The organism is Phormidesmis priestleyi ULC007, from assembly GCF_003003695.1.
GTDB lineage: Bacteria > Cyanobacteriota > Cyanobacteriia > Leptolyngbyales > Leptolyngbyaceae > Phormidesmis_A > Phormidesmis_A priestleyi_A.
The window spans coordinates 49,676-75,573 of sequence record NZ_PVWG01000018.1; the positions used below are offsets into that span (position 1 = coordinate 49,676).

The following is a 25,898-nucleotide window of genomic DNA, read 5'->3' on the forward strand; positions in this document are numbered from 1 at the left end:
TAGAACTTGCGATTCAATCAGTTATTCTTGCAAAGCTTCAGTGCTGTGGGAATTCTAGAGAAGTCTAGTTTTTAAAAGTTGATCAAGCGGTGTCACCCTTTAGACTGAGTTGATCCCCACAACTTTAAGCTTTTAGTCAGATTTTTGTCTCTTTTCAACTCCGCTATCGTGCGGGTCAGCTTTGTTTTTAGAAGCTCGGTGCGATCGCTTTGCAGTTTTTGAATCTCACCGACTTCCAGGTTTCTCCTTCACCTAAGAGTATTTTTATGACGATCGATGCAACTCCGCAGACTCAAGTGGATACCGATCCCCATTCTGAAATTGAGTTCACGCCAGGTCATGAACCGTTGACGCTATCCGACTCGCAAAACCCTCTCAAGCGCGCGATCGGAGTTTACATCACCGTTCACGGGCACTTTTATCAACCGCCTCGCGAAAACCCTTATTTGGATGCGATCGAGCGTCAGCCCAGCGCTGCCCCTTTCCACAATTGGAATGAGCGGATTCACCACGAATGTTATCGCCCCAATGCCTTTGCCAGAGTGCTGAACGATCGCGGCAATATCGTCAAGATCGTCAACAACTACGAATATTTGAGCTTCAACATCGGCCCCACTTTAATGAGTTGGATCGAGCGTCATGATCTCGAAGTCTATCAGCGCATCTTAGAAGCCGACCGCAAGAGCTGCGATCGACTTAACGGGCATGGAAACGCGATCGCGCAGGCATACAATCACATGATTCTGCCGTTAGCAAATCAGCGAGATAAGCAGACTCAGATTCGCTGGGGCAAAGCAGACTTTCGATCGCACTTTGGGCGCGATCCCGAAGGCATGTGGCTGGCTGAAACTGCCGTTGACGATGCAACGGTCGAGGCACTGATTGCTGAAGGCATCAAATTCATCATCCTCGCGCCTTCTCAAGCGCAGCGCTGCCGTCCTCTAGTCGCGTCTGAACCCAACCTCTGGAGCGAAGTCGGCGGCAGTCAAATTGATACGACTCGTCCCTATCGCTGCTTCTTAAAAAAAGGACGCGATCGCTCGCTCTCTGACTCCTGGAACCTGGAACCCGATCCCGATGCTTACCTTGATATCTTCTTTTACGACGGCCCGATCTCGCGCGATATGGGATTTGACAGCGCCCTCAGCAGTTCTCACAATCTTGCGAGTCGGCTAGGTCAAGCCGTGCGCGGGGATCACCGACCTACTCAACTAATCGCAGTGGCAACCGATGGCGAAACCTTTGGACACCACAAAGCTGGGACTGAAAAATGTCTCGCCTACGCATTCGATGAAGAGTTTTCGCATCAAGGTTGGACGGTCACCAACTTCGCCCACTATCTCAGCCTTACGCCGCCGACTTGGGAAGTCGAACTAAAGCCCGTCACGGCTTGGAGTTGCGCTCACGGGGTCGATCGCTGGCAAGATGACTGTGGCTGTGGCGGCGGCGGTTTATGGAATCAGCAATGGCGACGACCGTTGCGCGATGCCCTCGATTGGCTGCGAGATCAGTTAACCAAAGTCTACGAAGACACAGGCAAGAAATTTTTTCGCGATCCCTGGTTAGCGCGAGATGAATCGATTCAAATTATGCGCGATCGTACCTCCACCAATGTCGATCGTTTCTTAGCCCAGCACCAAACTCACAAGCTCACCGCTGCCGAACGCATCGACGCTTTGCGGCTGCTAGAAATGCAGCGCCACGCCATGCTGATGTACACAAGCTGCGGCTGGTTTTTTGAAGAACTGTCACGCCCCGAAGGAACGCAGATTCTTCGCTATGCCTCAAGAGCGCTAGAACTCGCCGGAGATGTCGCCGGAGTGCAGCTTGAAAAAGGATTTGTGAAGCGACTAGCGCTGGCACCGAGCAACGTAGACTCCTTCAAAAATGGTGCCGAAGTCTATCGTCAACTCGTCGTGTCTGCCCAAATTAGCTTTGAGCAAGTCGCGTCACACTACGCCATCAGTTCGCTATTTACCTCATACACCACAGAAGAGCGGGTCTATTGCTATGAGGCGCATCAACTCGACTATCAGCAGCAGCGGATGGGTTCTCTCACTCTGGCGATCGGGCAACTGCATCTCACGTCAGAAATCACCCGCGAAACCGCTCATCTAGTGTTTGCTGTGCTGCACCTAGGCGGCTGGGATTTTCACTGCTGCATTCAGCCGTTTGCAGGGCGACGTAGCTATACCTCGCTCAAAGAAACCTTGATGGGATCGCTCAAGCAAGGCAGCGCGGCACAGACTATCTTGGCGATGAGTCAGATTTTTGGCAATCAGTCCTACAGTTTGCAGACCTTGTTTGCCGAAGAGCGTCACCGCATTATGCAGCTTTTGACTCAAGAAACCCTGACTCGATTGGATCAGCTTTACACACAGGTTTATCGAGACAATTATGGAGTGCTGATGGCGTTCCATCGGGACGAGTTGCCCGCACCGCGAGAATTGCAGGTCGCCGCAGAGATTGCCCTGAGTCATCGTCTGCTGTTAGCACTGCGATCGCTCGAACAAGAAACCAGCGATGCTGCCAGTGATCGTCTCGACGCAAGTTTAAATCACCTGCTCGAATTGGAAGCGATCGCGACCGAAGCCAACCACCTCCACTGCAATCTGACGGCGCTCGAAGCAAAACAAATCCTAGAGCGATTTATCCAGCGATCGCTCTGGCAACTGTTGCACTTTGATTCTAAAACCGCAGCGAGAGAAGTTCTGCGTTTAGAACGCTTGCTCGATCTAGGTCAGCAACTTCGGCTTAATCTCAACCTCGCCCAAGCTCAAGAATTGTATCTGCAATGGCTGCAATCTTCGCAGGACAGTTCTCAACCACATTGGCTCCGATTAGGGCAAAAGCTGGCAGTCAATGTCTCGATCGCTTAATGCTCTGAGAATAAACAGGGAGACGATCGATACAATTAGCGTATCGAGATTACCTAGGAAATAGCCATGCTGAAAAGCTACGAAGCGATTTATGACAATGGTCAGGTGAAGTGGTTAGGAGAACAGCCTTCGGTGCAGTCTGCCCGTGTGATTGTGACAGTTTTAGAGGAGACTGCATTGCCTGTGAAACGTCGATTTCCGCCAGATGCGATCGCGGGTAAGGGCAAAACCTTGGGCGACCTTGTGAGTCCGATCGTGGATGAAGAGGATTGGGAATGTCTCAAGTGATTGTGCTTGATACCCACATTTGGTTTTGGTCAATGACTCAGGAGTTTGAGCGATTTCCATCCCATTGGCGAGATATCATCGCAACAGCTAGACAAGTCGGTGTATCAGCAATCTCATGTTATGAAATTGCTCTAGCACAGCGGCGAGGACGACTAGAGCTGCCTTGTCCTGCTAATCAATGGTTTCAAGATGCGTTAGAACCAGCAGGAATCACGCTCTTCCCTTTAACTCCTGAGATTGCCTGCCGTGCAGTCGATTTATCTCCTGTTCACAGAGATCCGTTCGATCGCTTGATTATTGCGACAGCTTTGGAATATAGAGCGAAGCTTGCCAGTGTGGATGGTTTATTTTCTCAATATTCTGAACTTGACACTTGTTTGATGAAATAGTCAAACGCAATGTTTAAGCAATCGCAGCGATCGCCCTTAATTTTGCAACACCGGGCATGGCATGCTATGTCCCTACAAATTTCGCTGGAACTCTTCTACTAAATCGATCAGATTGACCTGGCATTGCATCGGCAGCAGGTCGATCAGAGGCACCTCACGCTTACCGCCGCCCAGCTTTACAGGGATGCCGCGAAGAATCTCTAATACCTGTTCTTCTTGAATCGATTTCTCAGACATTAGAGGATAAAGCTTTTCTGCTAAAACGGTGTGCAAATGGGCATCCGATAAATAAAGATGCCACTTTGCAACATCCATGTAGATGTTTTCGCCAATGTCTGCCGCTAGAGACTCGATTGTTTCAGACGTGCTTAACTTTGCCATAAGAGTAAATTAAAAAGGTTTGAGTGATAATTAACTACTAACGGTCAACTCCTCCTAGCGACCCCTATCCTTTGGATGATTTTGCAGATTTCTCTCGTGGCTTGAAGCCTGTTGCTGGGGCTGGAGTTGTTGCCACAGGTTCAGAATAGTCAGCGATCGCAAACACATAAATTCCGTGAGCCAGCAAAATCGCCGCCCAAATGCCAGTCACCCAGACTGACCAAGACCAGTCAGCCTTCTGCAAAATCTTAAAAAACCACATCCCAGAATTGACTGCCGTAAACAGGGGGACGTGAGTGGCAAACGTCATACGATCATCAAGGCGACGATAGTCAGCATCTTTACGATCGGGAATCCGAGACCAACGAGGAGGCATAGAACAAACCCACAGCAGAAATGTGATATCTCAATGGTAGCGGGAAAGGGGAAAAGAGAAGAGTAGACAGGCAGGCGCGAAGGGTGAAAAATAATTAAATTAGTCTGTTTGATACTGAGCAAATCTATCGCAACGGTTTAGAATTCAGACAGAAACCGCCATTTCCCCCATTCACTTTGTGACAGTTACCAGGTTCTTGCGAAAAACGGGTCTCGTGCGCCGACAGACTCATCTCGCAGTCACGATATTTCCAGATGAAGCCTCTGCTTTTCAGGCATATCGATTGCTGCACTACTACGGCATTTCTCCCGAACATTTGGCGATCGTGGGCAAGGGTTATAGCAACCCTGACCACATCGGGTTGCTCAGACCGATGCAAATTGTTATGCGTCAAGCGCGTAGCTGGTCAATCGTGGCAGGCACGATCGGTTCGCTGATTGCTTTTGTGCTGGTTTTAGTGCAAAGTCACGGCTACAGCAACCTCGATAGCCTGAAACCTCTATGGCTAATCCCGACTGCTGGGGTAGTTAGCGGGTTTTTTGGAGCCTTTGTGGGCGGACTGTTTGGCCTGTTTGGCGAAGGCACAACCGTTAGTGTTTATCGTCATCACCTCAACCGGGGGCAATATCTGCTGATGATGGAAGGACCCGAAAAACTGGTGCGCTGGGGGCAAGAAGTGTTGAGCCAATATTCTACATCGCGATCGTCTTGAGCATAGATAGCCAGACCGCCGAACAAGAGCAATTCGATCGGGCCATGATGCGGCGATGTCTGGAACTTGCCCAAGCCGCGCAGGGTCAGACGGCACCTAACCCATTAGTTGGGTCGGTGATTGTGCAAAACCAGAAAATTGTAGGCGAAGGGTTTCATCCCAAAGCGGGCGACCCTCATGCTGAGATTTTTGCCTTGAGAGACGCTGGAGAACTTGCCCAAGGTGCAACACTCTACGTCAATCTAGAACCCTGTAATCACTATGGGCGAACGCCTCCTTGCTCTGAAGCGGTGATTGCGGCAGGGCTAAGACGGGTGGTGGTGGGCATGGTCGATCCAAATCCTAAAGTAGCGGGTGGAGGTATTGCTCGACTGCGGGAGGCAGGAATCGGGGTGACGATCGGCGTAGAAGAGGCGGCGTGTCAAGCATTAAACGAGGCATTTGTCCATCGCATTCTGCACCGCCGTCCGTTTGGCATTTTGAAATATGCCATGACTTTAGATGGCAAAATCGCCGCCACAACCGGGCATAGTAGTTGGGTCACCGGAACGGCATCGCGACAGCGAGTCTATCAGGTGCGATCGACCTGTGAGGCAATCGTCGTTGGCGGTAATACTGTTCGCAAAGATAATCCTCATTTGACGACTCATGGCGCGACTGCTCACAATCCTTTACGAGTGGTGATGAGTCGATCGCTCGATCTGCCCACAAGTGCAAACCTTTGGCAAACTCAAACGGTTCCGACGCTTGTTTTGACAAGTTTGGGAGCGAATCCAGATATTCAGAAACGCTTAGTTGACCAAGGAGTCGAAGTCATGGAGCTTGAGCAGCTAACTCCATTTGCAGCCATGACACATTTGTACGATCGCGGCTTATCTGCTGTTTTATGGGAGTGTGGCGGCACGTTGGCAGCTCGCGCGATCGCTGATGGCTGTGTGCAGAAAATTCTGGCGTTTATTGCGCCCAAAATTATTGGCGGCATCGGTGCCCCTTCACCCGTCGGCGACTTAGGACTGATGGACATGACTCAAGCACTGACTTTAGAGCGAGTCCAATGGAGCGCGATCGAGGGAGATTATTTGATTGAAGGGTATTTAAACTTGTGAATTAAATAGAACCCTACATTGTTCAAGCTACATTTTATACCAATTTTGGAAGCAATTGCGACGGATCGTTTAATCCGACGGGGCACGGCATGCCATACCCCTACGCTTTTTGTACGGACATGGCGCTGCCGTGTCCTCATGCGAATCGGTCGCATTCACAAATCAAATTGGGATTAGTTTTAGCCTTTCGCCCACAGCCCCTAGCCCTACCGGACTCTGGCTCCCTCTCCTGCGGGAGAGGGCTGGGGTGAGGGTAAATCCGGGTCTTATTTAATCCACCATCTTTAACGTTGAGTTGGGCACTGTTTTGTCAGCGCCCCGATCGCTTCGATTAACTGCCCAATATCCAACGGTTTAGGTAGATGAATTTGATAGCCTGCGGCAAATGCTTGCTGCCTGACATCTTCATCCACATAGGCAGTCAGCGCGATCGCCGGAACATTGTGACCTGCTTCTAGGGCACGAATTTCACGCAACATTTCATAACCGTCTTTTAGCGGCATTGCAATATCGCTGATAATCAACGTCGGGGTGAGTTGTTGAAAGGCGGCGATCGCCTCGTCTGCTGAGGTTGCTGTGGTGATCGTCGCGCCTTCGTTTTCGAGCAAAAATTTGACGAATTCAAGGCTATCGGGTTCGTCATCAACCACTAAAATTTGCAGTTGGTCAAAGCCTTCAGAAGCGCCATTTTGAGGATCAGAGAGCGGCAAGCAACAGTTGACGAGGGGCAATCTTGCCGTGAAGGTTGCACCTTGCGCGTCTCCTTGGCTCTCAGCTTGAATCGTGCCGTTGTGAAGTTCGATCAGTTCGCGTACGATCGCGAGTCCGAGTCCTAACCCATCTTGCGATCGAGGAACGTTGGTTTGAGCTTGCCTAAAGCGATCAAACACATAGGGTAAAAAGTTTGCATTAATGCCCTTTCCGGTGTCTTTCACACAGATTTCTGCCTGTGAGTCTTTTTGCGTTAGCGTAATCTCTACTTGACCATTCTCTGGAGTGAATTTGATTGCATTCGTCAACAGATTCCAAATCACTTGCTGTAGACGATTAGAATCTCCTAAAACTTCGTTCGCGGCGTGATCGATGTTTGATTTAATTTGAATTTGTTTTGACTCAGCTAAGGGGCGAATCATGTCGATCGCGGCTTCAATCACAAAGGGCAGATTGACCAACACGCGATCCATTCTCAGGTTGCCTTGCACCATGCGCGAGATATCGAGCAGATCTTCGATCAGTTGCGATTGAGTTTTGGCACTGCGCTCGATCGACTGCAACGCACGAGTTAATGTCGCTTGATCAGAAGGTTTAGTTTGCAATAGCCGCGCCCAGCCAAAAATTGAGTTGAGGGGCGATCGCAATTCGTGAGCAACGATCATCAAGAGTTCGTCTTTGCTGCGGTTTGCGGCTTCGGCTTCTTCGCGGGCAGCTTGAGCTTCTCTAAGTAGCTGACCTCGTTCAGTTTCAGCTTGTTTACGATCGGTGATTTCCAACACCATCACATTGATGCCGAACACGCGATCGTCCGTATCTTTCTGGGGATAGTAACTAACCAGCCAGTGACGCTCTACTCCAGGTTGGGCACGATTGATCCCACTCACCTCTAAATCAAGAATCGGTTTACCCGACTCAATCACTTGTCGATAGATCGGCTCTAGTTGATCGACCATCTCTGGCACGACCTCCCGCAGGGTGCGCCCAATATGCTCAGACACAGGCAAGCCATTAATCTCGGCTAACCGCTCATTGATTCGGACAAATTTGAAATCGGTATTGATGAAGCATAGCCCAATAGGAGCGGCCGTATAGATCGCTTCAATCTCTGCAAATTGCTGCCGGGCTGTTTCTTCAGACCGCTGACGTTCGTCTTCGGCGCGCAAGCGATCGCTGACATCTCGCCACGCCATCACCAGCCCATCGCCTAATTTTGATGCCCGCACCTCATAGGCTCTGGAAAGATGCTGCCCTCCAAATCGGTCTGAATATTCCAGTGACTCTTCAAGCATCGGTTCCCCGGTTTCGACGACGCGGCAGTGTGAGGCAAACACGTCACTGTCTCGATACGCCGGAAACAGTTCACGCGCCGTTTTGCCAACATCTTTAGCGGTCAGGCGGTTGCTTTCAAGGGCGGCTTGATTGTAGTAATCAATACGAAAGTCGATAATTTGCCCAGTGTCATCACGAATTGCTGTGTGAATGCCAAAGCAATCGAGCATGGTTTCGATAGAGGCGCGGAAGCTTTCTTCACTGTGTTGAAGTTTTCGGCGCAGTTTGGCATTCTCGATCGCGCTCCGCATCGCTAATCGCACGTCGTCGGGTGTGAGTAGCCCTTTGACTAAATAATCTTCGACCCCATTTTTGAATGCGCTGGTGGCGGTGACAGCATCGTTATCACCGCTGACCATAATCACAGGCGGGCAATTGCCATCGGTCTGCGCTTTTAGTTGGGTCAAAAACTCAAAGCCATTAAAGTCTGATAGCTGAATGCCGAGCAAAATTCCGTCAGGAACCTGAACACGACAGAGGTTCAGCCCTTCGGCAGCGGAGTCAGTTTCTAGAATTTGATAAGAGATTTCAGAATCAGCGAACAAATACCGTCTAAAAACAGAGCGATCGCTTTCAGAATCTTCGATGATCAAAACGATGCGTTGCTCTGCCATATACACTCATAACCTACGCAAAGATCAGTTTTTGGTTTTTCCTCACGGGTTGAGGTTGTAAACATCACTTCTGCATTGCATTTAAGAACAAGTCGAAATCGATTCACAAGCCTTGTCATCATCTCAACGACCAGAACTTTTGAGCCTTGCGGTGAGGGAAGCTGACTGTCTGTCAGGGTGCGACCTCTATCTGATGTCCCAAGAAAACTCTCGGTTCTTTGTTCCATGAGGTTTTTGATAATTTATTGTGGAAGTCAATGAGTAAATTTAATATCTGCTTTGAAGAAACTCAAAAACCTTTTCAAATATAGATTACAGGCATTTTGTATCAAGTAGAGGTCGCACCCTCTGTCAGGAGAGTCGCTCACTGAATCGAGTTGTAAATGGTAGTAGTTTTGGGTGGCAATCGGACGGTAAACGTTGCCCTTTTGCCGGTGCCTTCACTCTTCACAATAACATACCCGTAAGTTCCTAAACTAAAAACCTATCTTACGATCGAAGGGTCAGGAACCTTGGTATCCAGGGTCACTGCAAGATGTTAAGGTTAGGGTCAGTTCGACGAGTTTTTTCGCTTCGTTCTTCAGCGCTTCAGCCCCTAAATCCCCTAATTCTGAGGGACTTTAAGCCCAGACTTTAGGTTCAAAGTCTCCCAATTTTGGGGGATTTAGGGGGCAGCCCGGATTGGCAACCGTAGCGAAAAGCTTCATCGAATTCACGTTAAGGTTAGCGAAACTATAGCCGCAAAGCGTGGCTACGAGACATCATCCGACTCGGCTCAACCTGAATTGTTGCCTCTGCTAGTGGCAAAGTCCGAACAGCGTGGGTGTAGACATTGACCTGATAAACTTTGCCGTTATCAACATCCAACCCCGTCAGCCAACCGCTTTTAGGATGGTAAGCGCCCGTGTCAATGCCCAGCCAGCCTTGCCCACGCGCGATCGCACCCGGAATCACGCCCGGAAACGTAAAGGTGATGGTATGCCCGGTGATAATCAGCTTATTAGCAAAATAGGGCTGAGGGCTGCTGTGAAATTCTTCTCGAATCCAGCAAAATTCATGGGAGGTTTGCTGCTCGATCGTGAGATTAGGATGAACGCCTGCATGTACGAGCCAGAGATCGCCCAAGTCTAAATAATTGGGTAGGGTTTGCAGCCACTCGATATGTTCTAGTAAGATTCCGGCATCGCCATAGCTGGCAACGGTTGCCCGCCCGCCACTTTGCAACCAGGCTTGCAGCGCTGGAGCGAAAACTTGACCGTTAGGAAAAGATTCGAGTAATAGCTGCTCGTGATTGCCGAGTATGCATTGATAGGAGCTATTTTTGACAAACTCGACCACTTGAGAACTTTGAGGGCCCCGATCGATCAAATCACCCAAGAAATAAACCTGATCTTCAAAACCGGGCGCGAGCGCCTCCAGTAATGTCATCAACCCGTTGTAGTGACCATGAATATCACCGATGACAATGCGACGAGGAGAAGTAAGGTTCATGCGATCACTTTTCTTAAACAAGAGGGGGAATCTGAGAAAACTGGGCCTAAATTTTTGGAAGCCGACTTTTTGAGCCTAGTGATTTCTACATCATCAGAACTCATGATCCGGGTATCCATTCAAAATAGGTGTAATAGGTCAATCCAATGCTGAAGCGTCAGTCAGCTATTAACCTTGCTACTTAGGACGATTATGCCTTGACCTACCTAGCAACCCACACTGCAAGTAGCAAAAAACACAGGAACTCTGCGAGAACTTCATCTTCCTAAAGCTCTCAAAAACTGTTGCAAACTCGAAAACAGGTTTTGCTTAGGAGCTTGCGCTCCCATCGCTTTAGCAAAGATTTCGTCTAGCTTCTCAGAATCGGGCTTTTCGCGCTCTTCGGCGATCGCTTGATAGACTCCATCAGTCTGCAACCAAACCTGCCAAGGCGACGGATAGCAGCGCATTAGAGCCGTTTGATCGTCGAGAGGACGCAAGAAATAGCACGGCTCGATCGTGCTGAGAAAGCGATCGCGCAGTTTTCGCCCTGCATAGCCGATGCCAATCGTCGCCACATCTTCTAATCGAGGATTGAGCAGCACGATCGGGCGATCGCCAACCGCGTTACAAATTTGCTCAACGGGCGCAACTTCTACGGAACTCGGCGCAATAAATAGATAAACTTGGTCGTCTGGGTCAATATAGTCTTCAACCGGGGTGGTTTGCCGCGACCCTGCTACATCTAAGCTGCGAATCTGAAAAGGCACATCACCCCAATCTCGTTTTGCCAGGGCTGCGGTGCCAGCATCGGTGAAAAAAACTTTTAACCCCGCTCCCAAATCTGCAAACGCAGGCACAAACTTTTCTGCCACAGGTAGAGGTTTGAGTTCGGGAAACAGTAGCTCGACTTGCAGACGAGAATAGCCTGCCGCGATCGCCGCTTGGGTCGCAATTTGGGCTTGAGCGATCGCGTCGTCGAGAGTTTGAGGAAGTTGAGCCATTACAAAAAGTCAGAAGGTACGAACTGCGAGAAAAAGCAGATTTCTCGTCACAAAGAACGGTTAAATGATGGAGTGATCTGCTTTCTCCTACACTACTACACCCCCACCCCTAACAATGCTGAGTTCAACCAGAGAACTGCTAGAGACGGCACAACGAAATATCTATGCGATCGGGGCCTTTAATGTCTATAACCTTGAAGGCGTGAAGGCGGTCATTGGTGCAGCAGAAGCAGAACAGAGTCCGGCAATGCTGCAACTGCATCCAAGTGCGCTGGTGTATGGAGGGTTTCCGCTCGTGTCGCTGTGTTTAGAGGCGGCGCGATCGTCCACGATGCCGATCGCAGTTCATCTCGATCACAGCACCTCAGCCGACGATATTCGCATGGCACTCGATTCGGGGATGCTGTCAATTATGGCGGATGGTTCTCACTTGCCCTATGAGCAAAATGTGACGTTTACAAAAGAAATGACGCAATGGGCGCACGAAAAAGGCGCGATCGTAGAAGCAGAAATCGGCAGAATTAGCGGCACCGAAGATGGTCTGAGCGTTGCCGAAAAAGAAGCGAAGATGACCGATCCCGATCAAGCGGTAGAGTTTATCAAGGCGACGAAGGTCGATGCGTTAGCGGTGACGATCGGCAATGTCCACGGAGAGTATAAGAGCGCACCTCGATTAGATTTTGCTCGATTAGAAAAGATTCGTCATTTAGTCGATGTTCCGTTAGTGCTGCACGGCGCATCAGGGCTGCCAGAATCGATGATTAATCGCTCGATCGAGCTAGGAGTCTGCAAGTTTAACGTCAACACCGAAGTCAGACAGGCTTATATGGAAACCCTTCAGCAAGGACTCTGTTCGTCATCGCTTAAAGATCTGCTCGACTCAATGGCCGCGACGATCGAGGCAATGCAATCTGTCGTAGTGGAAAAGCTACGGCTATTTGGGTCTTCTGGCAAGGCACATCTGCACCAATCGCCCTACGCTGAGATGCTTGCGGCAAAAAGACATTAGCACTTTTTGCCCCTACTTCTCCCATCTCCAATTGGGGCGGTTCCATTCATAAACGCCTTGAATCTCATATTCATTGCCGTTCTCAAATCGGACGGTGCAGTTTGTGCTGAATTGGTTCTCAGCAACCCCATCTTTATAAAGGGGGCTTTGGGTTTCAGTAATGCCAACCACCGTGCAAGAAAACCACTCTCGGCTGCAAGGCCCAGTGTCTTGCACCCACTCCCACAGCCCGTTAGACAGCTCAATGCGATCACCCACTTTTAGCCACACCGATTCTTCTTCATAGTCAGCGAGATCAGCCGCAGTAATCGTTTCTAGCCACTGAAGCCCAAAAGAATCTCGAATAAACTGCACGGTGCCTGAAGTGCGATCGTGCAGCCAGTCATTAAGCAGCGTGGTTTTCCAAGATTTGTTTTGCTGCTCTTGAGCTTTGATAAATTGAAACAAGGCTTGACGTTGATCAGAGGTCAGTGCAGCCAGGGGATTGAGCGCTAATCTCTGATCAGGGGATGATTCACACAGTCGCTCTCTCAGCACAGCAAATAGAATCTGCTGTTGAGCATCGTTTAAAGGATAGCCAGCCGTTTCACAGTGACGAAGGGCAGTTTGCAGGGCTGCTTCGATCTCAGCTTGGGTCATGGGCAAACCGATAAAGGGAGCAATAGGAACTCTAAGCCCGTCATTCAATCCCAATTATGACAGAAGTGTCGTTTAGCTTACATCGCTTCTGAGTCGTCTCAAGATTGGTCTAGAAGCGAGAGCGCTAGTTGATAAATTTGCCGCCGGGGGAGCGAGGTCTGTTGGGCAAGCTGACGGCTGGCATCAGAGCGAGAAAGCCCTTGATCGAGCAGACTTTGTAGCTCAGACTTTAAAGCGGTTTCTGATAAGACGACTTGCACCGATTCAGCGCCAGCCACGATGATCGTATATTCTCCTTGAGGTTCTCGCTTGAGATAAAGCTCGATCGCTTCATCAACCGTGCCTCGCCAAAATTCTTCGTGCAATTTTGTTAATTCTCGTGCCAAAGTGATTGAGCGATCGCTCCCTAACATATCTGCTAAATCTTGCAAAGTAGCTCTCAATCGATGAGGAGATTCATAAAAAACGATCGTCCGTGATTCAGAGCGCAAGCTTTCTAAGTGAGGGCGACGGGCTTGACTTTTAGCGGGCAAAAATCCTTCAAAGATAAAGCGATCGCTGGGCAAACCCGATGCACTCAACGCCGTGATCACGGCGCTGGCTCCCGGAATCGGCACGACCGTAATCGCTTCATCAGCACAGGCTTTGACTAATTCATACCCTGGGTCAGAAATTCCGGGCATTCCCGCATCACTGACAAGGGCGATCGAGCGTCCTTGCTGCAATCTTGACAGTAGCTCTGAGGTGCGAGTTGTGAGATTGTGTTCGTGATAGCTGATCTGAGGTGTTTTAATTTGAAAGTGATGCAGCAACTTTCCAGTATGTCGAGTGTCTTCAGCCGCAATCAAATCGACCGTCTGCAAGATCCGCACCGCCCGAACGGTCATATCTTCGAGGTTGCCGATCGGAGTGCCCACAATATAAAGAGTTCCAGCATTTGCATCCATAAGGGCGATCGTAGCGTGTTGAGACAATGAGAAAACACGGACTTTTTATTGGAATGATCACGCTTGATTTGATTTATCTCGTCGAGCAGATGCCAAACCGCAATCAGAAAATTGCAGCGCTCAGCTCCACGATCGCGGCAGGCGGCCCAGCAACCAATGCAGCCGTCGCTTTTAGCCATTTAGGAAACGATGCCACACTTTTAGGAGCCGTGGGTGCCCATCAAGTTAATCATTTGATTTTGGCAGATTTGCAGCAGTGTGGGGTGACGATCGCTGATCTCGCTCCAACTCGAATTGATTCGCCTCCGGTGTCGTCGATTATCGTCACTCAATCAACTGGAGAACGAGCAGTCGTGGCAATGAATGCGATCAAGTCTCCCCTTAACGCGAGTTTATCAATGAACTTAGACGAAGTTGATATTGTCTTGATTGATGGACATCAGATAGAAGCGAGTGTAACGATCTCTCAACGCGCAAAACAGCAAGGCATTCCGGTTGTCATCGATGGCGGTAGCTGGAAACCAGGATTTGACCAAGTGTTGCCCTGGGTCGATTATGCAATTTGTTCTGCAAACTTCTATCCACCTGATTGCCACAGATCTGAACAAGTGTTGAGCTATCTCGCTAAGTGGGGAATTTCTCAGATTGCAATCACGCGGGGGGAAGGCGCGATCGAGGTTGTGAGTGAAGGCGTGAAAAGCGCGATCGCCGTACCCAAGGTTGAAGTGATCGATACGCTTGGTGCAGGCGACATTTTTCACGGTGCTTTTTGCCATTTTATTTTGCAGTCTGACTTTTTTAGTGCTTTGACTGAGGCAGCTAAAATTGCTGCTTATTCCTGCCAGTTTTTTGGCACTCGTGAATGGATGTCTGCAAAACGTGGGTGAAGCAGACTTTAAAATGAAGTAGTCAACGGCTTAAAGAGAAATAACTTTATGACAGTTCGACAACCGCGATACAGCAAAGAAGAACTTGCTCAACGCGCTCACGAGATTTATGAATCTCAAGTGCGCGCTGCTTTGCAGATGCCGCAAGGGTCGCAAGTCGAAGCAGACAACTTCGGCAAAATTGTAGCGATCAATATTGAAACCGAAGCCTTTGCGATCGCTGATGATATTCTGACTGCTACGAATAGGTTGTTTGAGAGACTACCTGATGCTCAACCTTTCGTTCGTATCGGACATCGAGCCGTTCATCGTTTCGGCGCACGGAGCCTTAGAAAGTCTAAAGGTGGCACAGTCACGATCGAAGCACTGAAGTAGGTGAAGGCGATTGGTTAGGTAGAGTCTAATATTGCATTGAAGTGGCAAATAGACGAAAACTGGGAACAAGCAATATGCGGTAACAACTTTGTGTAAGGAACTAGCGTTACTCTCATGAAATTAGATCGAATAACTACCAATTCAAATCGGATGAATGGACAGCCCTGCATTCGCAATTTTCGTCTTACCGTTCGTCGAGTAATTGAGCTACTGGCTACCTATCCTGATCGAGAAGAGCTGCATCAAGAATTTCCAGAACTCGATATGAAGACATCCGGCAAGCCTTAATTTTCGCATCGTCCTACTTAGACGATCGTATCGTCGAGTTACCTAACCACTATGAGACTGTTGCTTGATCAGGGATTATCTTCGTAGTTTGCCACTGTTGCCTAATGTCTAACAATATTTCTCTGACCGTAAGTGAGGATGTTTAATTTGGATACTCTGCCTCGTGATCTGCAAGAAATTCTCGCGATCGCCCAATCGATCGGTTGGGGCGCTGCTGCAATTCTCTTAGACGCACAACAAACTTCATTTAGCATTGAGCAAGCGGGTGAAAGCCCCGTGACAACGGCTGACTTAGCTGCCAATCAATACATTCTTGATAATCTGCAAGCAGCCTTGGGAGTGCAAGATTTCGCCTATTTAAGTGAAGAGACGTTTAAATCACAGCCGATCGCAGACCGACTCGATCGCCCCTGGGTTTGGATTATTGACCCCCTAGACGGCACCAAAGACTTCATCAATCGCACTGGGGAATATGCCGTTCACATCGCCTTGGCTCATCAAGGTCGTCCTGTTTTGGCAATTGTTGCCTGTCCTGAAAAAGACAAGCTCTATTATGCGACCTTGGGCGGCGGTGCATTTGTTGAAACTCGTGAATCAGAAACCTTTCACTCTCAGCCCGTCAAAGTCTCCACTAAAAATCAGCCTGAAGAATTAACGATCGTGGCAAGTCGCAGCCATCGCGACGATCGATTTAACCAACTCATGCAGCAATTCCCCTGCAAAGATCAGCGTCAAGTCGGCAGTGTTGGCGGCAAGATTGCAGCGATCGTCGAGCAGCAAGCCGATGTTTACATTTCGCTGTCTGGCAAATCTGCCCCTAAAGATTGGGACTTTGCCGCCCCAGAGCTAATCTTGACCGAAGCAGGCGGAAAATTTACTCACTTTGACGGGTCGCCTCTGCACTATAACCAAGAAGATGTCAGTCAATGGGGCGGCATTTTGGTCAGTAACGGGCAGTGTCACGAAGCGTTGTGCGATCGAGCCGTTAGTCTTTTAGCGGCGATCGACCAATCCCAACCGTTTTAAGTTCAGCATCTAAGTTCTGCTGGCAATCACTGCATAAAAAGGGTCGCCGCCGGGCAGCCCAAACATTTGAAAGAGGCTCGGCGTTTGCGACTGTTTAGCCACGACTTCGGGTTCTGTAAAGCCAGGAATCGCTTTGAAATAGTGCTTGACTAGCTCAACTCGGCTGGCTTCAGAACCGTCACGCCAAGCAGCGATCGCTTTTTGATAAAACATCCGATTTGAGAAGCTAATAATGGCAATGCCGCCCGGCTTGAGAATGCGATGAATCTCAGTAAAAATTGCTTCTGGATACTGCACGTACTGCACAGACACCGTATTTAGCACCACATCAAAAGACTGATCCTCTAAGGGCAACTTGGGATTTTGATTGAGATTTTGCACAAAGTAATGATCAAACCGAGGGTTACGCGCCAGTTCTTCTGCATTTAGCCCGTGCCCTTCAACGTGAGCAAACTCGATTTCTTCTGGCAAGTGAGAAACCCAACTGCTCATCATGTCAAAAATGCGAGTGTTTGGCTTTAATCGCGATCGATAGAGTTCTGTCAACTGCTGAATAAAGCCTTCATCCACATGAGTGACAAACCGAGGAGCATCATAAAACAGCGTATCGTCTGTGTCGTCAAGCTTGGTGCGCTGGTTTGAGTTGAGCAACATGGTAAATCAGCAGAGGGTTAAGAACTTTGTATAAAGTTATGTTAACAAATTCATGTTGCTCCTCATCATTCCCATTAGAGAGCTTTTAAGTGGCTCGAATCACCTCAGCGATCGTCTGTGACACAACCTCATTGCTCCAATAGCTGCCGTGAGCTTCACCGCCCCACAAAACAGGAATCAGCCGTTGTTGAAAGGGTCGATTCAAGAAATTGCCCTTGTCGGTGATTACATCCTGAGTCTGAACATATCGACTGGATTCATTGAGCAATAGAGGAATGACTCCTTCTAATGGATACGCGATCGGATCACCGGGATGAGCAAAATTTCGCCAAGGAATCGGCTTTTTCTTTAAGTTATAAAGCTGTTCTAGCAAGTTTTTAAGATCAGGAGACAAATCATGAGTGCTGGCACCGCCCAAAGTGCCGCTAATCGTTAGCAAGCTAAACAAAGAGATCGGAGAACCCATCGTGTGAATGCTGGTGATCGGAATGCCAGTTCCTTCAACAGGAGGTAGCCCAAACAGCGTATTCCGAATCTGTTGAACGGTTTGCCGAATCTTAGGATCTAGTCGGGTGTCTTCCCATCGAGCCGCAAACAGGAGGTCAAAGAGAATGACCGTTCCCCAGCTATGAGTCACGAGGTGCAAGCGATCGCCTGGAGCAGTGTTTTGCAACACCCCTAATACATCTTGCTCAAATCGCTGAACGACCTGAGAGCCAACGTGCCGACTTAAATAAAGGGCTGCATCGCCCACAAATCCTAAAACCTGTTGGGTGCGAAAGTCTTGAAACCAAAAATCTGACCACTTAGGCGAGGCTTTAAATCCATTCAAAAGCTCGTCTTGAGCCTCTTGATTTAAGTCTCCCCAGAAAAACACGATCGGTTTTAACACTCTCGACTGATCGCCCACCGATGACTTGATGCGATTAAACAAGCTATCTGCTAACGCTCTAAAGTCTGCTTGTTTACGAGTCTTAACCCCATGAACAAACAAAATGTAGTCAGTCGGCATACGGAGTACCTCCTAAGAGCAACGTTCATCTTCTCTAGAGGATAATGCGTATCGAGGGCGACGATCGTGATCTTTTATGGTGATTAACGTCAGTTCGATAAGTTCTTTCGCTTCGTTCTTCAGCGCTTCAGCCTCCTAAATCCCCCAATTCTAGGGGACTTCAAGCCCAGAATTGAGGTTCAAAGTCCCCCAATTTTGGGGGATTTAGGGGGCAGCCCGGATTGGCAATCGTAGCGAAAAGCTTCATCGAATTCACGTATGATTGGTTTCAAAACAATGGAAGATTTAGCACGACTCCAACCCCGACAATAAAGCCATCAAAGTTGATTCGAGAGTCAGAAGAATGACCAAAACTAAACCCACTAAAGACATTCAATTGACTTTGTGAAGTAATGGTATAAGTTAAGCGCGCAACCAGTTGGTGATAAACATCGTCTCGCGGTTGTTGCGTAAAGTGTGACCAGGCAAGTTGATAATCGATCGCCGTCTGAAAGCTGGGCGACAAGCTATAGCTCAAAGACGTGATAAATGAATTGATCAATCGAGACCGATCGTTAGGTTCAGCAAAACTAATCCGAAATTGATAAAAAGTATTCAGTGACAACTTTTTAGACAGCGCATCTTGGCGGCTCAACTCAAACCGAATCGCATTGTCATTCAAAAAGCGATCGCCTCGAAGGGCATTTTTTAATCCTTCTCTTGTGGCAAATAGCTGCTGATTACTCCAGCCAATTTCCCCAAAGGTGCGAGGGGTAAGCCGTTGCAAAACGCCCGCCCGAAATCTTAGCTCGTTGTAGTTGAGATAGCCTAAATTGCTATAGCGAATTAGATTACCGTCGATCGAAGTGACTAAATAAGTGTTGCGCCCGATCGCAGGAGCATAAAAAACGGTTAAGCCCGATCGGATCAGCCCATCATTAACCGGGTCAACGCCTGAAAATACATTTGTCGTTCTAAAATAATCGACTCTGGCGATCAAATAAACTGAGGGTTGCCGCGCTGCCGAAGGTAAAGGAAGGGGTTCTAAAATGCGCTCTCGCAATCTTGGCAACCCTAACTCTGGGTCAATTTCTTGAGCGGGTTTAGCGAGGATTACTCCTAATTCTGGGTCTTGCGGAGCAGTTGGCGTTTGATTAGTTAGAACTTCACCCATCAGATCAAGCGGCACTTGGCTAAGGGCTGGTTTGTCTAGATCGAGCGTCAACCTACCCGATGAAAATTTACAGCTAGATTGAGCAGACTGCAACTTCCAGCAGACAGACTGAGCAACGGGCAGAGGGCGACTCAGCCGACTCAACTTCTCAGGGGTGAGAGATTGCGAAATTTGGGTCGAAAAGCTGCGAAGCGATCGAGTCTGAGTGGTAGTCAGTGGCGATCGCTCGTTTTTTAACCGAGTAGGGAGCGGTCGATCAACCTCTGCCAAAAGTAAGCTGTCTGAGTTATTTATCTTAAGAGATTGGTTTGAATTAGACAAAACCTGCTCAGGCAACTTCGCTTCAGCTTGATCTTGACGTTCTACAGAAGTTAACCGCTCAATTTCAGGTGGTTTAACTTCAGGATGAACTTGCTTAAAGCTTGCAGATGATCGGGCTGTAAGCAAAGACAAAGACCACGCTGGACTCATTCCCATCAAAACTATCCAGAAAACAAGCTGCCCTAGAAAGGGTTGCGGCAAATAGCAAAGCCGCTTTTGATTCCACAACAATTGACGCACAGGAAAAGAAACCGTCACTTTACTTAAATCCGTCTGGCGATCGTCCGCGTAAAAACACTAGAGCAGATCAACCTAATCTACCGAGTCTTTGCGGAACATTGTCTCACCTGTTATACCCTCATTTGTCTATTTGTCTAATTACCCAAACTCGTCTGATTTGCGATCGAGACTTTTTCAAGCTTCCTAGCAAAGCCCACAGGTTTCGACATTCGAGTTAAAGTACTGGTAAAGATAGAATAAAAGTCTGTATTTTCACCTAAATGGGTTAACGCGGACGCTTGAAGTTCATGTAAACTTTAAGTTACAGGGGCCTCAGCATCTAAGTTATCTCAGTGGAGCTTGATAGCTTCGATGCCCTCTCTGTTCTTGGAGCGTCTATGTCTCGTAATTGGTTCCTCGTCGTCACCCTAAGTCTTTTAAGCGCTAGTACGGCAATCTTTCCAATGCCTGTACGCGCTGAAACTCCTTTAAAATTTGCTGATATTCAAGCGCTGCTTAGGCAAGTTCGTTTACTACCTAGAAACAAACCTGCACGCCCAGCCCGAGTTAATGAACGAATGCTTACGGGCGACGCACTCTCAACGGCTCGTTCTTCTAAAGCCGATTTGCGCTTTAACGATGGCTCTTTTGCACGGGTCGGAGAGTTAGCATTATTTCGGTTCATTCCTAACACTCGGCAGTTTAACCTCTCAAACGGCACTGCACTGCTGCTAATTCCGCCAGGGCGAGGCAGAACTACGATCAAAACCCCTAACGTCTCAGCGGGAATTCGCGGATCGGCATTGTTTGTGCGGGTTGACGATCAGACGGGCACCACGATCGTCGGTGCGCTCACCAACAGTGGAATCACGGTGACAGATAATGTGACCAATCGACTGGTAGAGCTGAAAGCAGGACAGATGGCAGTCGCCGATCCTAGAGGGTTGCGCTTATTTGATTTTGACCTCACCACGTTCTATCAGACCAGCAACATGGTTCGCGGGTTAAATTTAGAGAAGAAGCCTTCAGAGGCAAGTTCAGATAAAGATATTGCGGCAGTTCAAGGCGAAACGTCTGAGGCGCTCAGCAAACAAGAAAAAATTCCCGAAGAAGCGGTTGCTAAAAATCTAGACTTTATCAAGCTGTCTCCCCAGCCCTCTGGTTTCCCTGAAGAGAAAACGGCCACTCCGCTTCCCACTAATCTGCCTGCGATCGGAAAAGTTGCTCCAGACATCTTTGACAGAGGCACCTTGGGTTCGGGTCAGCCAACTTCATCTAACCCAGAAACTCCTAGAGTTGAACAGCCTGGCACTCCGCTCCCGACTCCTCCACTGCCTGATAATGTGGGACCAGGGACTGCACCTGTACCACCTCCACTGCCTGATAATGTGGGACCAGGGACTGCACCTGTACCACCACCTGATGTGAGTCCAGGATCTGCACCTGTAACACCTAGTCTAACTCCAATTCAAAGAGAGCCGACTACTGCCATCAAAGCACCTGAACCAGCACCCATCCTGCCGACTCCTGCACCTGTGAGTCCACCTATTCAGGTCACTCCAGCGCCAACATCTGCACCAGTAGTGCCCTCTCCCACTCCTAATTCAACTCCAACGGTTCCTGCAAATAATCCATCAAACTCAGCAGTTCCGACAACTCCAACACTGGCACCATCTCTAGCACCGACGATCGCGCCCGTGCTGCCTTTAGATGGCAGTTCAACACCTGCTCAAAGTTAACTACGCAATAGTTAGTAGGGTCAACAGAGAAAGTTAAAAAAGAATGGGTGCCGAGTTCAAAAAAACCTGGCACCCACGTTTTATTGAGCTTGAAGATTAGGCAGACGGAACCAGACGCTTCCGTAGTGACTCTGCTCGACGCTTGGAGGTCTGATTATTAGGCTCGATCGTTAACGCTTGCTCATAAGCTTCTAGCGCAGGAGCCGCTAACTGTTTGCGTTCATAGGCGTGCCCAAGGTTGTTAAGAGCCGTCACATAATCTGGGGCAAGTTTCAATGCTTCTTTATAGTTGCGGATCGCTAGATCATATTGCTCTTGAGAAAAGTAAGTAAAGCCTAGCGCATTATAAACCGCAGCCAGTTCTAAACCCTCTAGCGTTTCTGCTTTAATTGCTTTCTGAAACTGCGCGATCGCTTGCACATAAATTCGCTTATCTAGCAGAATGCTGCCTAACTCGTAATATTCTTGAGCCGTTCCTTTCTCTTTACTAAGTTTGCCTTGCAGCCGAGAAAGGGCTTTTTCAATCTTCTGAGTTTTTAGAACTTGGCGAAAAACGGTAACAACCGCGATGGCAAGTAGCCCCAATAAACCAGAGATGTAAGCGATCGGAAGGTAACTCTCCATAGTTTTATCACTTGTGAATTTAAATACGGATGGTTAAGGCAAAACGTTCGACTGGACTCTTCTTCCAAGGTATCTCACAGAAGCCCCCAATAGATCGCTCTCTGCTGAAGCCAACCTTCTGCTTTCCAACGATCGAGCGCTTGATCAATCTGTCGTCGCAACTCATCGTATTGAACACCTTTGGGTAACACGATGCAAAGCGGCTCGGCTGAGAGGCGCAATGGCAGCAAGCGATCGGTCGGAAACTCTTGTACCCAACTACTCAAGATGCTGGTGTCAGCGGAAAATGCAGCGACTTTCCCAGACTCTAGCAAAGCTCTTCCCTCGGTGTAAGAATTCACCCCAATCAGCTTAGTTTGAGGAAGACGATATCGCAAAGTCGCGATCGTGCTGGAGTCATTGAGAACGGCGATCGTCTGATTCGTCAAATCAGCAATGCCTCGAATTGCTGAATTTCTGGTAACAAGAGCAGTTCCATCTAAATAGTAGGGGGCGCTGAAACTGACCACTCGCGATCGTGAAGAAGTCGCGGTGACTCTGGCGATCGTCAAATCAACCTGACCATTGAGAACCACAGCCAGACGATCTCGATTGTTAACTGGCTTAAAGACAACCGAACCAGATTTTCCCAGTAACTCTTGTGCCAATCGCTGGGCAATATCTATTTCCAGTCCTTGCAGGGCACCGTTAGCATCACGGAAGCCTAAAGGACGCAGATTATCTTTGACTGCAACAATCAGTTGACCGCGCTGAACGATCGTCTCTAAATCTGCTGCCCACGAACAAAGGGGCACTGTAAGTTGCGCCCCTAAAAGGTAAAGTCCAATCACTCTAACAAGAACCCGTTGCAGGTTTCTATTCGTTGGGACTGCTAGCAGTTCCACACTTTTACTTCGCTTGAGCCGCGATTTCCAGCACTTTCGTAAAGCCATCTGGGTCAAGAATTGCCAACTGAGCGAGCATCTTGCGGTTGATCTCAATATCTACCTTCTTGAGATTGCCGATCAGCTTGCTGTAGCTCAACCCGTGCATCCGAGCGGCGGCGTTGATGCGAGTGATCCACAGCCGACGAAAATCACGTTTCCGCTTGCGGCGATCGCGATAAGCATTCCGCAAGGCTTTCATCACTTGCTGATTTGCGGTGCGAAAAATAGTCGAGTGTGACCCGCGAAACCCCTTCGCCAGCTTAAGAATCTTTTTGCGGCGCTTACGAGCGACATTACCGCGCTTTACCCGTGTCATTGTTTGATGTCCTTACTTAAATACTGTGAGATTTAGAATCTCGTTGCCTTTGGCTCTTGCGAAGCTAATCGTCCCAACCTCCTCTGCCTGACCTGATCTGTCCTTACAAGTAAGGCAGCATCGCCCGAACGTTGTCTGCATCTCGATCGTCTACAAGAGACAACCCAGCAAGGCGACGGCGACGAGAGGGGCTTTTGTGCTCTAATAAGTGCGCTCTGTGGGTGTTTCGGCGCATAAGTTTGCCACTTCCAGTCGCTCTGAAACGTTTAGCAGCAGATTTACGGGTCTTCAGCTTGGGCATGGGATTGCTCTAATTCGACACAGCTTTTAATGATAGAGCTAGTTTGATCGATCGTGCAAGTCCCAGTCTAGATCATTAGCTTTGCTCTATTCAAACCATCACAATTTTAGAGCTTGCACCTATTCCAATTAGAGCATCCTGACAAATATAGTTTGATCAAACAGAAATCAAGGTCTTAATCGTTCTGCTGCTCAATGACTCCTGTAGATTTGCGATCGCCGTAATCAAGGTTCCGGTACATCAGTTGACGGAACTACTTTTTAGAAAAAGGTGATTTGGGGAAGCCTTGAGTGACTTCCTCTACAGTCGGTTATTTCAAGCGATTAGACTTCCCTACTGAATGCTCCCAACTTTCAACACTTTTCGTGTGAGGATTTGTCATGGATAAAAAGCAAGTGTTATTGACTCAAAAAACTAGTCTGGTTTGTCTACTAGCAGGATCGATTCCTTTAGGATTCGGGTTGCCAGCTATTGCATCTGAGACGATTCAAACGCTGTCCACTCCCATTGAGAACCCATTATCTCTTGAAACTTCTCAGGCGACTGACCCCTCCGCGATGGCTCAAGTCACTTCGGTTTCGCAGTTGTCAGACGTTAGACCTACCGACTGGGCGTTTCAAGCGCTGCAATCACTCGTTGAGCGCTATGGCTGCATCGTGGGCTATCCCGACAAGACCTTTCGCGGCAACCGGGCAATGACTCGTTTTGAGTTTGCGGCAGGGTTGAATGCGTGTCTCGATCGCGTTAACGAACTAATCGCAGCCGCTACAGCCGATTTGGTCAAGAAAGAAGACTTGGCAACTCTGCAAAGACTGCAAGAAGAATTTGCCGCAGAACTCGCCACCTTGCGCGGGCGTGTTGATACCTTAGAAGCCAGAACGACCACGCTGGAAAAACAGCAATTCTCGACGACAACAAAGCTCAGTGGTGAAGTCATCTTTAGTCTTGCATCCGCTTATGGAGCCTATCCCGGTTTGGGAAATCGTCGATCGCTGGCAGCGGGCACGACTACGGGCGGCGCACCTGGAAACGATGCCAACGTCGTTTTCAACAACCGTGTCCGGCTAAAGCTCTTAACCAGTTTCTCTGGCAAAGATCTACTGATTACCGGATTGCAGGCATATAACTTTGGCGGGGGCTTGGGATCGGCACTTGGCTCTCCGCGTCGAGACAGCCTCTCAGGAACGCTAGGTTATGCAGACAACATCTTTGGCACTGCCAGCAATGCTCGTTTAGCCTTTGAGCCTCAGTTTGGTGCAACCAATCCCTCAAATTTGAGTGGTGCGCCCGGAAATAACAATTCGATCGGGCTTTACAAGCTGCTCTATATTTTCCCATCTGGCATCGATAAGCTGACTTTGTTTGCAGGCACGGCTGCCGAAGTTGATGATGCTTTTCCGACCGTTGTCCCGTTTTATGGAGATGGGCAAGAGTCGATCTCACGATTTGGCAACATGAATCCCATTCTGCGAATTTCTGGCGGCACCTCTGGGATCGGGTTGGCTTCTGCGGCAGGATTCATTTGGAATATTTCCGATGCGCTAGATTTCCGAGCGCTGTATGGCAGCGTGAATGCAAGTCTTCCGGCCAATGGAGGTTTGGCAGGCGGGACTCCGCTGGGTGCAGGTTTGTTTGGCGGCAGCTATGTAGCGGCGGCACAACTGACGATCAAGCCCAGTCCGGCGATCGACTTCGCACTAAACTACGCCCACAGCTATCACCAAATCAACATTCTCGGTTTAGGAGAATCGGCGGTGGCAGTGGGAGCGATTCCGAATGTTGGGGCAACGACTCCGGTGAGTCTCGATTCGGTAGGCGCGACTGCCGCTTGGAGGATTACACCTAAAGTCACCTTGACTGGGTTCGGCTTTTACAGCTTCGTCAATGCAGTGACCGGCCCAGACGCTTCGACCAATATTCTCAGCTACATGGGCGGGATTCATATCAAAGATGTTTTGACCCCCGGCAGCACCTTCGGACTTTTGTTTGGTCAGCCACCCGCTCGCGATCGAGTCTCAGGCGCAGCGTCACCTAAGCCTGAAGACACCCGACCCTATCACCTAGAAGCGTATTTCAAATACAAGGTCAACGACAATATCAGTGTCACCCCTGGGGTGTTTGTGATCTTCAATCCTGAAGGATTCAGCGGCAACCGAACCATTACGGTACCTGTGATTCGGACGACGTTCACGTTTTAGGT

The 25,898-nt window shown here is 48.9% G+C and carries 26 protein-coding genes; 12 read left to right on the forward strand and 14 right to left on the reverse strand.

The genetic code is table 11. From position 1 onward, the window contains the following. Positions 1-209: 209 nt before the first annotated feature. The 3 genes from C7B65_RS15735 (at position 210) to C7B65_RS15745 (ending at position 3,556) form a co-directional block, all read left to right on the forward strand. A complete protein-coding gene (locus tag C7B65_RS15735; protein WP_244913215.1) occupies positions 210-2,879 on the forward strand; it encodes a DUF3536 domain-containing protein in 2,670 nt (889 codons plus the stop codon). Between the two features lie 66 nt (positions 2,880-2,945). Next, complete coding sequence (locus C7B65_RS15740) at positions 2,946-3,167, forward strand: hypothetical protein (RefSeq protein ID WP_073069661.1); 222 nt, start codon at positions 2,946-2,948, stop codon at positions 3,165-3,167. Continuing rightward, the gene (locus C7B65_RS15745) at positions 3,155-3,556 is read left to right on the forward strand and encodes a type II toxin-antitoxin system VapC family toxin (protein WP_073069662.1); all 402 of its coding nucleotides are present in this window, start codon (positions 3,155-3,157) and stop codon (positions 3,554-3,556) included. Before C7B65_RS15740 ends, C7B65_RS15745 begins: the two co-directional genes overlap by 13 nt. Positions 3,557-3,628: 72 nt before the next feature. Here the strand turns inward: C7B65_RS15745 and C7B65_RS15750 are convergent, their stop codons facing one another. Both C7B65_RS15750 and C7B65_RS15755 read right to left on the reverse strand, forming a co-directional pair. Beyond that, positions 3,629-3,937, reverse strand: coding sequence for a DUF3181 family protein (locus C7B65_RS15750; RefSeq protein WP_073069663.1), 309 nt, complete (start codon positions 3,935-3,937; stop codon positions 3,629-3,631). 64 nt (positions 3,938-4,001) lie between these two features. Continuing rightward, positions 4,002-4,313 (reverse strand): 2TM domain-containing protein, encoded by a 312-nt coding sequence (locus tag C7B65_RS15755; protein WP_073069664.1) that lies wholly within the window; start codon positions 4,311-4,313, stop codon positions 4,002-4,004. 214 nt (positions 4,314-4,527) lie between these two features. On the opposite strand from C7B65_RS15755, the gene C7B65_RS15760 reads away from it, so the two are divergent. Then, positions 4,528-5,025, forward strand: a complete 498-nt coding sequence (locus tag C7B65_RS15760; RefSeq protein WP_244913216.1) for a hypothetical protein — start codon at positions 4,528-4,530, stop codon at positions 5,023-5,025. Then, positions 5,022-6,131: a bifunctional diaminohydroxyphosphoribosylaminopyrimidine deaminase/5-amino-6-(5-phosphoribosylamino)uracil reductase RibD gene (gene ribD, locus C7B65_RS15765; protein ID WP_317615792.1), complete on the forward strand. Its 1,110-nt coding sequence runs from the start codon at positions 5,022-5,024 to the stop codon at positions 6,129-6,131. The genes C7B65_RS15760 and ribD overlap by 4 nt, the downstream gene beginning before the upstream one ends. A 284-nt stretch (positions 6,132-6,415) precedes the next feature. On the opposite strand, the gene C7B65_RS15770 is transcribed toward ribD, so the two are convergent. The 3 genes from C7B65_RS15770 to C7B65_RS15780 form a co-directional block, all read right to left on the reverse strand. Beyond that, positions 6,416-8,788: a hybrid sensor histidine kinase/response regulator gene (locus C7B65_RS15770; protein WP_073069666.1), complete on the reverse strand. Its 2,373-nt coding sequence runs from the start codon at positions 8,786-8,788 to the stop codon at positions 6,416-6,418. A gap of 732 nt (positions 8,789-9,520) precedes the next feature. Then, positions 9,521-10,279 carry a metallophosphoesterase family protein gene (locus C7B65_RS15775; RefSeq protein WP_073069667.1) on the reverse strand — a complete coding sequence of 253 codons (759 nt, stop codon included), beginning with the start codon at positions 10,277-10,279 and terminating at the stop codon, positions 9,521-9,523. Positions 10,280-10,536: 257 nt separating this feature from the next. After that, the gene (locus tag C7B65_RS15780; RefSeq protein WP_073069668.1) at positions 10,537-11,262 is read right to left on the reverse strand and encodes a DUF1995 family protein; all 726 of its coding nucleotides are present in this window, start codon (positions 11,260-11,262) and stop codon (positions 10,537-10,539) included. A 115-nt stretch (positions 11,263-11,377) separates the two neighbouring features. On the opposite strand from C7B65_RS15780, the gene C7B65_RS15785 reads away from it, so the two are divergent. Next, a complete protein-coding gene (locus tag C7B65_RS15785; RefSeq protein ID WP_073069669.1) occupies positions 11,378-12,271 on the forward strand; it encodes a class II fructose-bisphosphate aldolase in 894 nt (297 codons plus the stop codon). Between the two features lie 12 nt (positions 12,272-12,283). Here C7B65_RS15785 and C7B65_RS15790 read toward each other — a convergent pair whose 3' ends face one another. Both C7B65_RS15790 and rsmI read right to left on the reverse strand, forming a co-directional pair. Continuing rightward, complete coding sequence (locus C7B65_RS15790) at positions 12,284-12,910, reverse strand: hypothetical protein (protein WP_073069670.1); 627 nt, start codon at positions 12,908-12,910, stop codon at positions 12,284-12,286. 98 nt (positions 12,911-13,008) lie between these two features. Beyond that, entirely contained in the window at positions 13,009-13,884 is an 876-nt protein-coding gene (rsmI, locus tag C7B65_RS15795) for a 16S rRNA (cytidine(1402)-2'-O)-methyltransferase (RefSeq protein WP_317615793.1), read from the reverse strand. Here rsmI and C7B65_RS15800 point away from each other — a divergent pair. The 4 genes from C7B65_RS15800 (at position 13,884) to C7B65_RS15815 (ending at position 16,433) form a co-directional block, all read left to right on the forward strand. Next, positions 13,884-14,744, forward strand: coding sequence for a sugar kinase (locus tag C7B65_RS15800; protein ID WP_073069672.1), 861 nt, complete (start codon positions 13,884-13,886; stop codon positions 14,742-14,744). The two genes, rsmI and C7B65_RS15800, sit on opposite strands and share 1 nt — an antisense overlap. A 48-nt stretch (positions 14,745-14,792) precedes the next feature. Further along, positions 14,793-15,119 (forward strand): hypothetical protein, encoded by a 327-nt coding sequence (locus C7B65_RS15805; RefSeq protein WP_073069673.1) that lies wholly within the window; start codon positions 14,793-14,795, stop codon positions 15,117-15,119. Positions 15,120-15,269: 150 nt separating this feature from the next. Beyond that, positions 15,270-15,407: a DUF433 domain-containing protein gene (locus tag C7B65_RS28805; RefSeq protein WP_244913217.1), complete on the forward strand. Its 138-nt coding sequence runs from the start codon at positions 15,270-15,272 to the stop codon at positions 15,405-15,407. A gap of 147 nt (positions 15,408-15,554) precedes the next feature. Next, complete coding sequence (locus tag C7B65_RS15815) at positions 15,555-16,433, forward strand: 3'(2'),5'-bisphosphate nucleotidase CysQ family protein (RefSeq protein WP_244913218.1); 879 nt, start codon at positions 15,555-15,557, stop codon at positions 16,431-16,433. Positions 16,434-16,442: 9 nt separating this feature from the next. On the opposite strand, the gene C7B65_RS15820 is transcribed toward C7B65_RS15815, so the two are convergent. The 3 genes from C7B65_RS15820 to C7B65_RS15830 form a co-directional block, all read right to left on the reverse strand. Continuing rightward, positions 16,443-17,087 carry a class I SAM-dependent methyltransferase gene (locus C7B65_RS15820; RefSeq protein WP_073069674.1) on the reverse strand — a complete coding sequence of 215 codons (645 nt, stop codon included), beginning with the start codon at positions 17,085-17,087 and terminating at the stop codon, positions 16,443-16,445. Positions 17,088-17,172: 85 nt separating this feature from the next. Continuing rightward, positions 17,173-18,099 (reverse strand): hypothetical protein, encoded by a 927-nt coding sequence (locus C7B65_RS15825; RefSeq protein WP_073069675.1) that lies wholly within the window; start codon positions 18,097-18,099, stop codon positions 17,173-17,175. A 268-nt stretch (positions 18,100-18,367) separates the two neighbouring features. Then, entirely contained in the window at positions 18,368-19,831 is a 1,464-nt protein-coding gene (locus C7B65_RS15830) for a hypothetical protein (RefSeq protein WP_073069676.1), read from the reverse strand. Positions 19,832-20,190: 359 nt separating this feature from the next. On the opposite strand from C7B65_RS15830, the gene C7B65_RS15835 reads away from it, so the two are divergent. Beyond that, entirely contained in the window at positions 20,191-21,531 is a 1,341-nt protein-coding gene (locus C7B65_RS15835) for a FecR domain-containing protein (RefSeq protein ID WP_106254057.1), read from the forward strand. Positions 21,532-21,627: 96 nt separating this feature from the next. On the opposite strand, the gene C7B65_RS15840 is transcribed toward C7B65_RS15835, so the two are convergent. From C7B65_RS15840 to rpmI, 4 genes are all read right to left on the reverse strand, one after another. Continuing rightward, entirely contained in the window at positions 21,628-22,155 is a 528-nt protein-coding gene (locus C7B65_RS15840) for a tetratricopeptide repeat protein (RefSeq protein WP_073069678.1), read from the reverse strand. Positions 22,156-22,229: 74 nt separating this feature from the next. Then, positions 22,230-22,985 carry a transporter substrate-binding domain-containing protein gene (locus C7B65_RS15845; RefSeq protein WP_223257286.1) on the reverse strand — a complete coding sequence of 252 codons (756 nt, stop codon included), beginning with the start codon at positions 22,983-22,985 and terminating at the stop codon, positions 22,230-22,232. 58 nt (positions 22,986-23,043) lie between these two features. Then, entirely contained in the window at positions 23,044-23,397 is a 354-nt protein-coding gene (gene rplT, locus C7B65_RS15850; RefSeq protein WP_073069679.1) for a 50S ribosomal protein L20, read from the reverse strand. 103 nt (positions 23,398-23,500) lie between these two features. Continuing rightward, a complete protein-coding gene (rpmI, locus tag C7B65_RS15855) occupies positions 23,501-23,698 on the reverse strand; it encodes a 50S ribosomal protein L35 (protein ID WP_073069680.1) in 198 nt (65 codons plus the stop codon). A 380-nt stretch (positions 23,699-24,078) separates the two neighbouring features. Here rpmI and C7B65_RS15860 point away from each other — a divergent pair, with 380 nt between their 5' ends. Continuing rightward, positions 24,079-25,896 (forward strand): iron uptake porin, encoded by a 1,818-nt coding sequence (locus tag C7B65_RS15860; RefSeq protein ID WP_073069681.1) that lies wholly within the window; start codon positions 24,079-24,081, stop codon positions 25,894-25,896. Positions 25,897-25,898 lie beyond the last annotated feature (2 nt).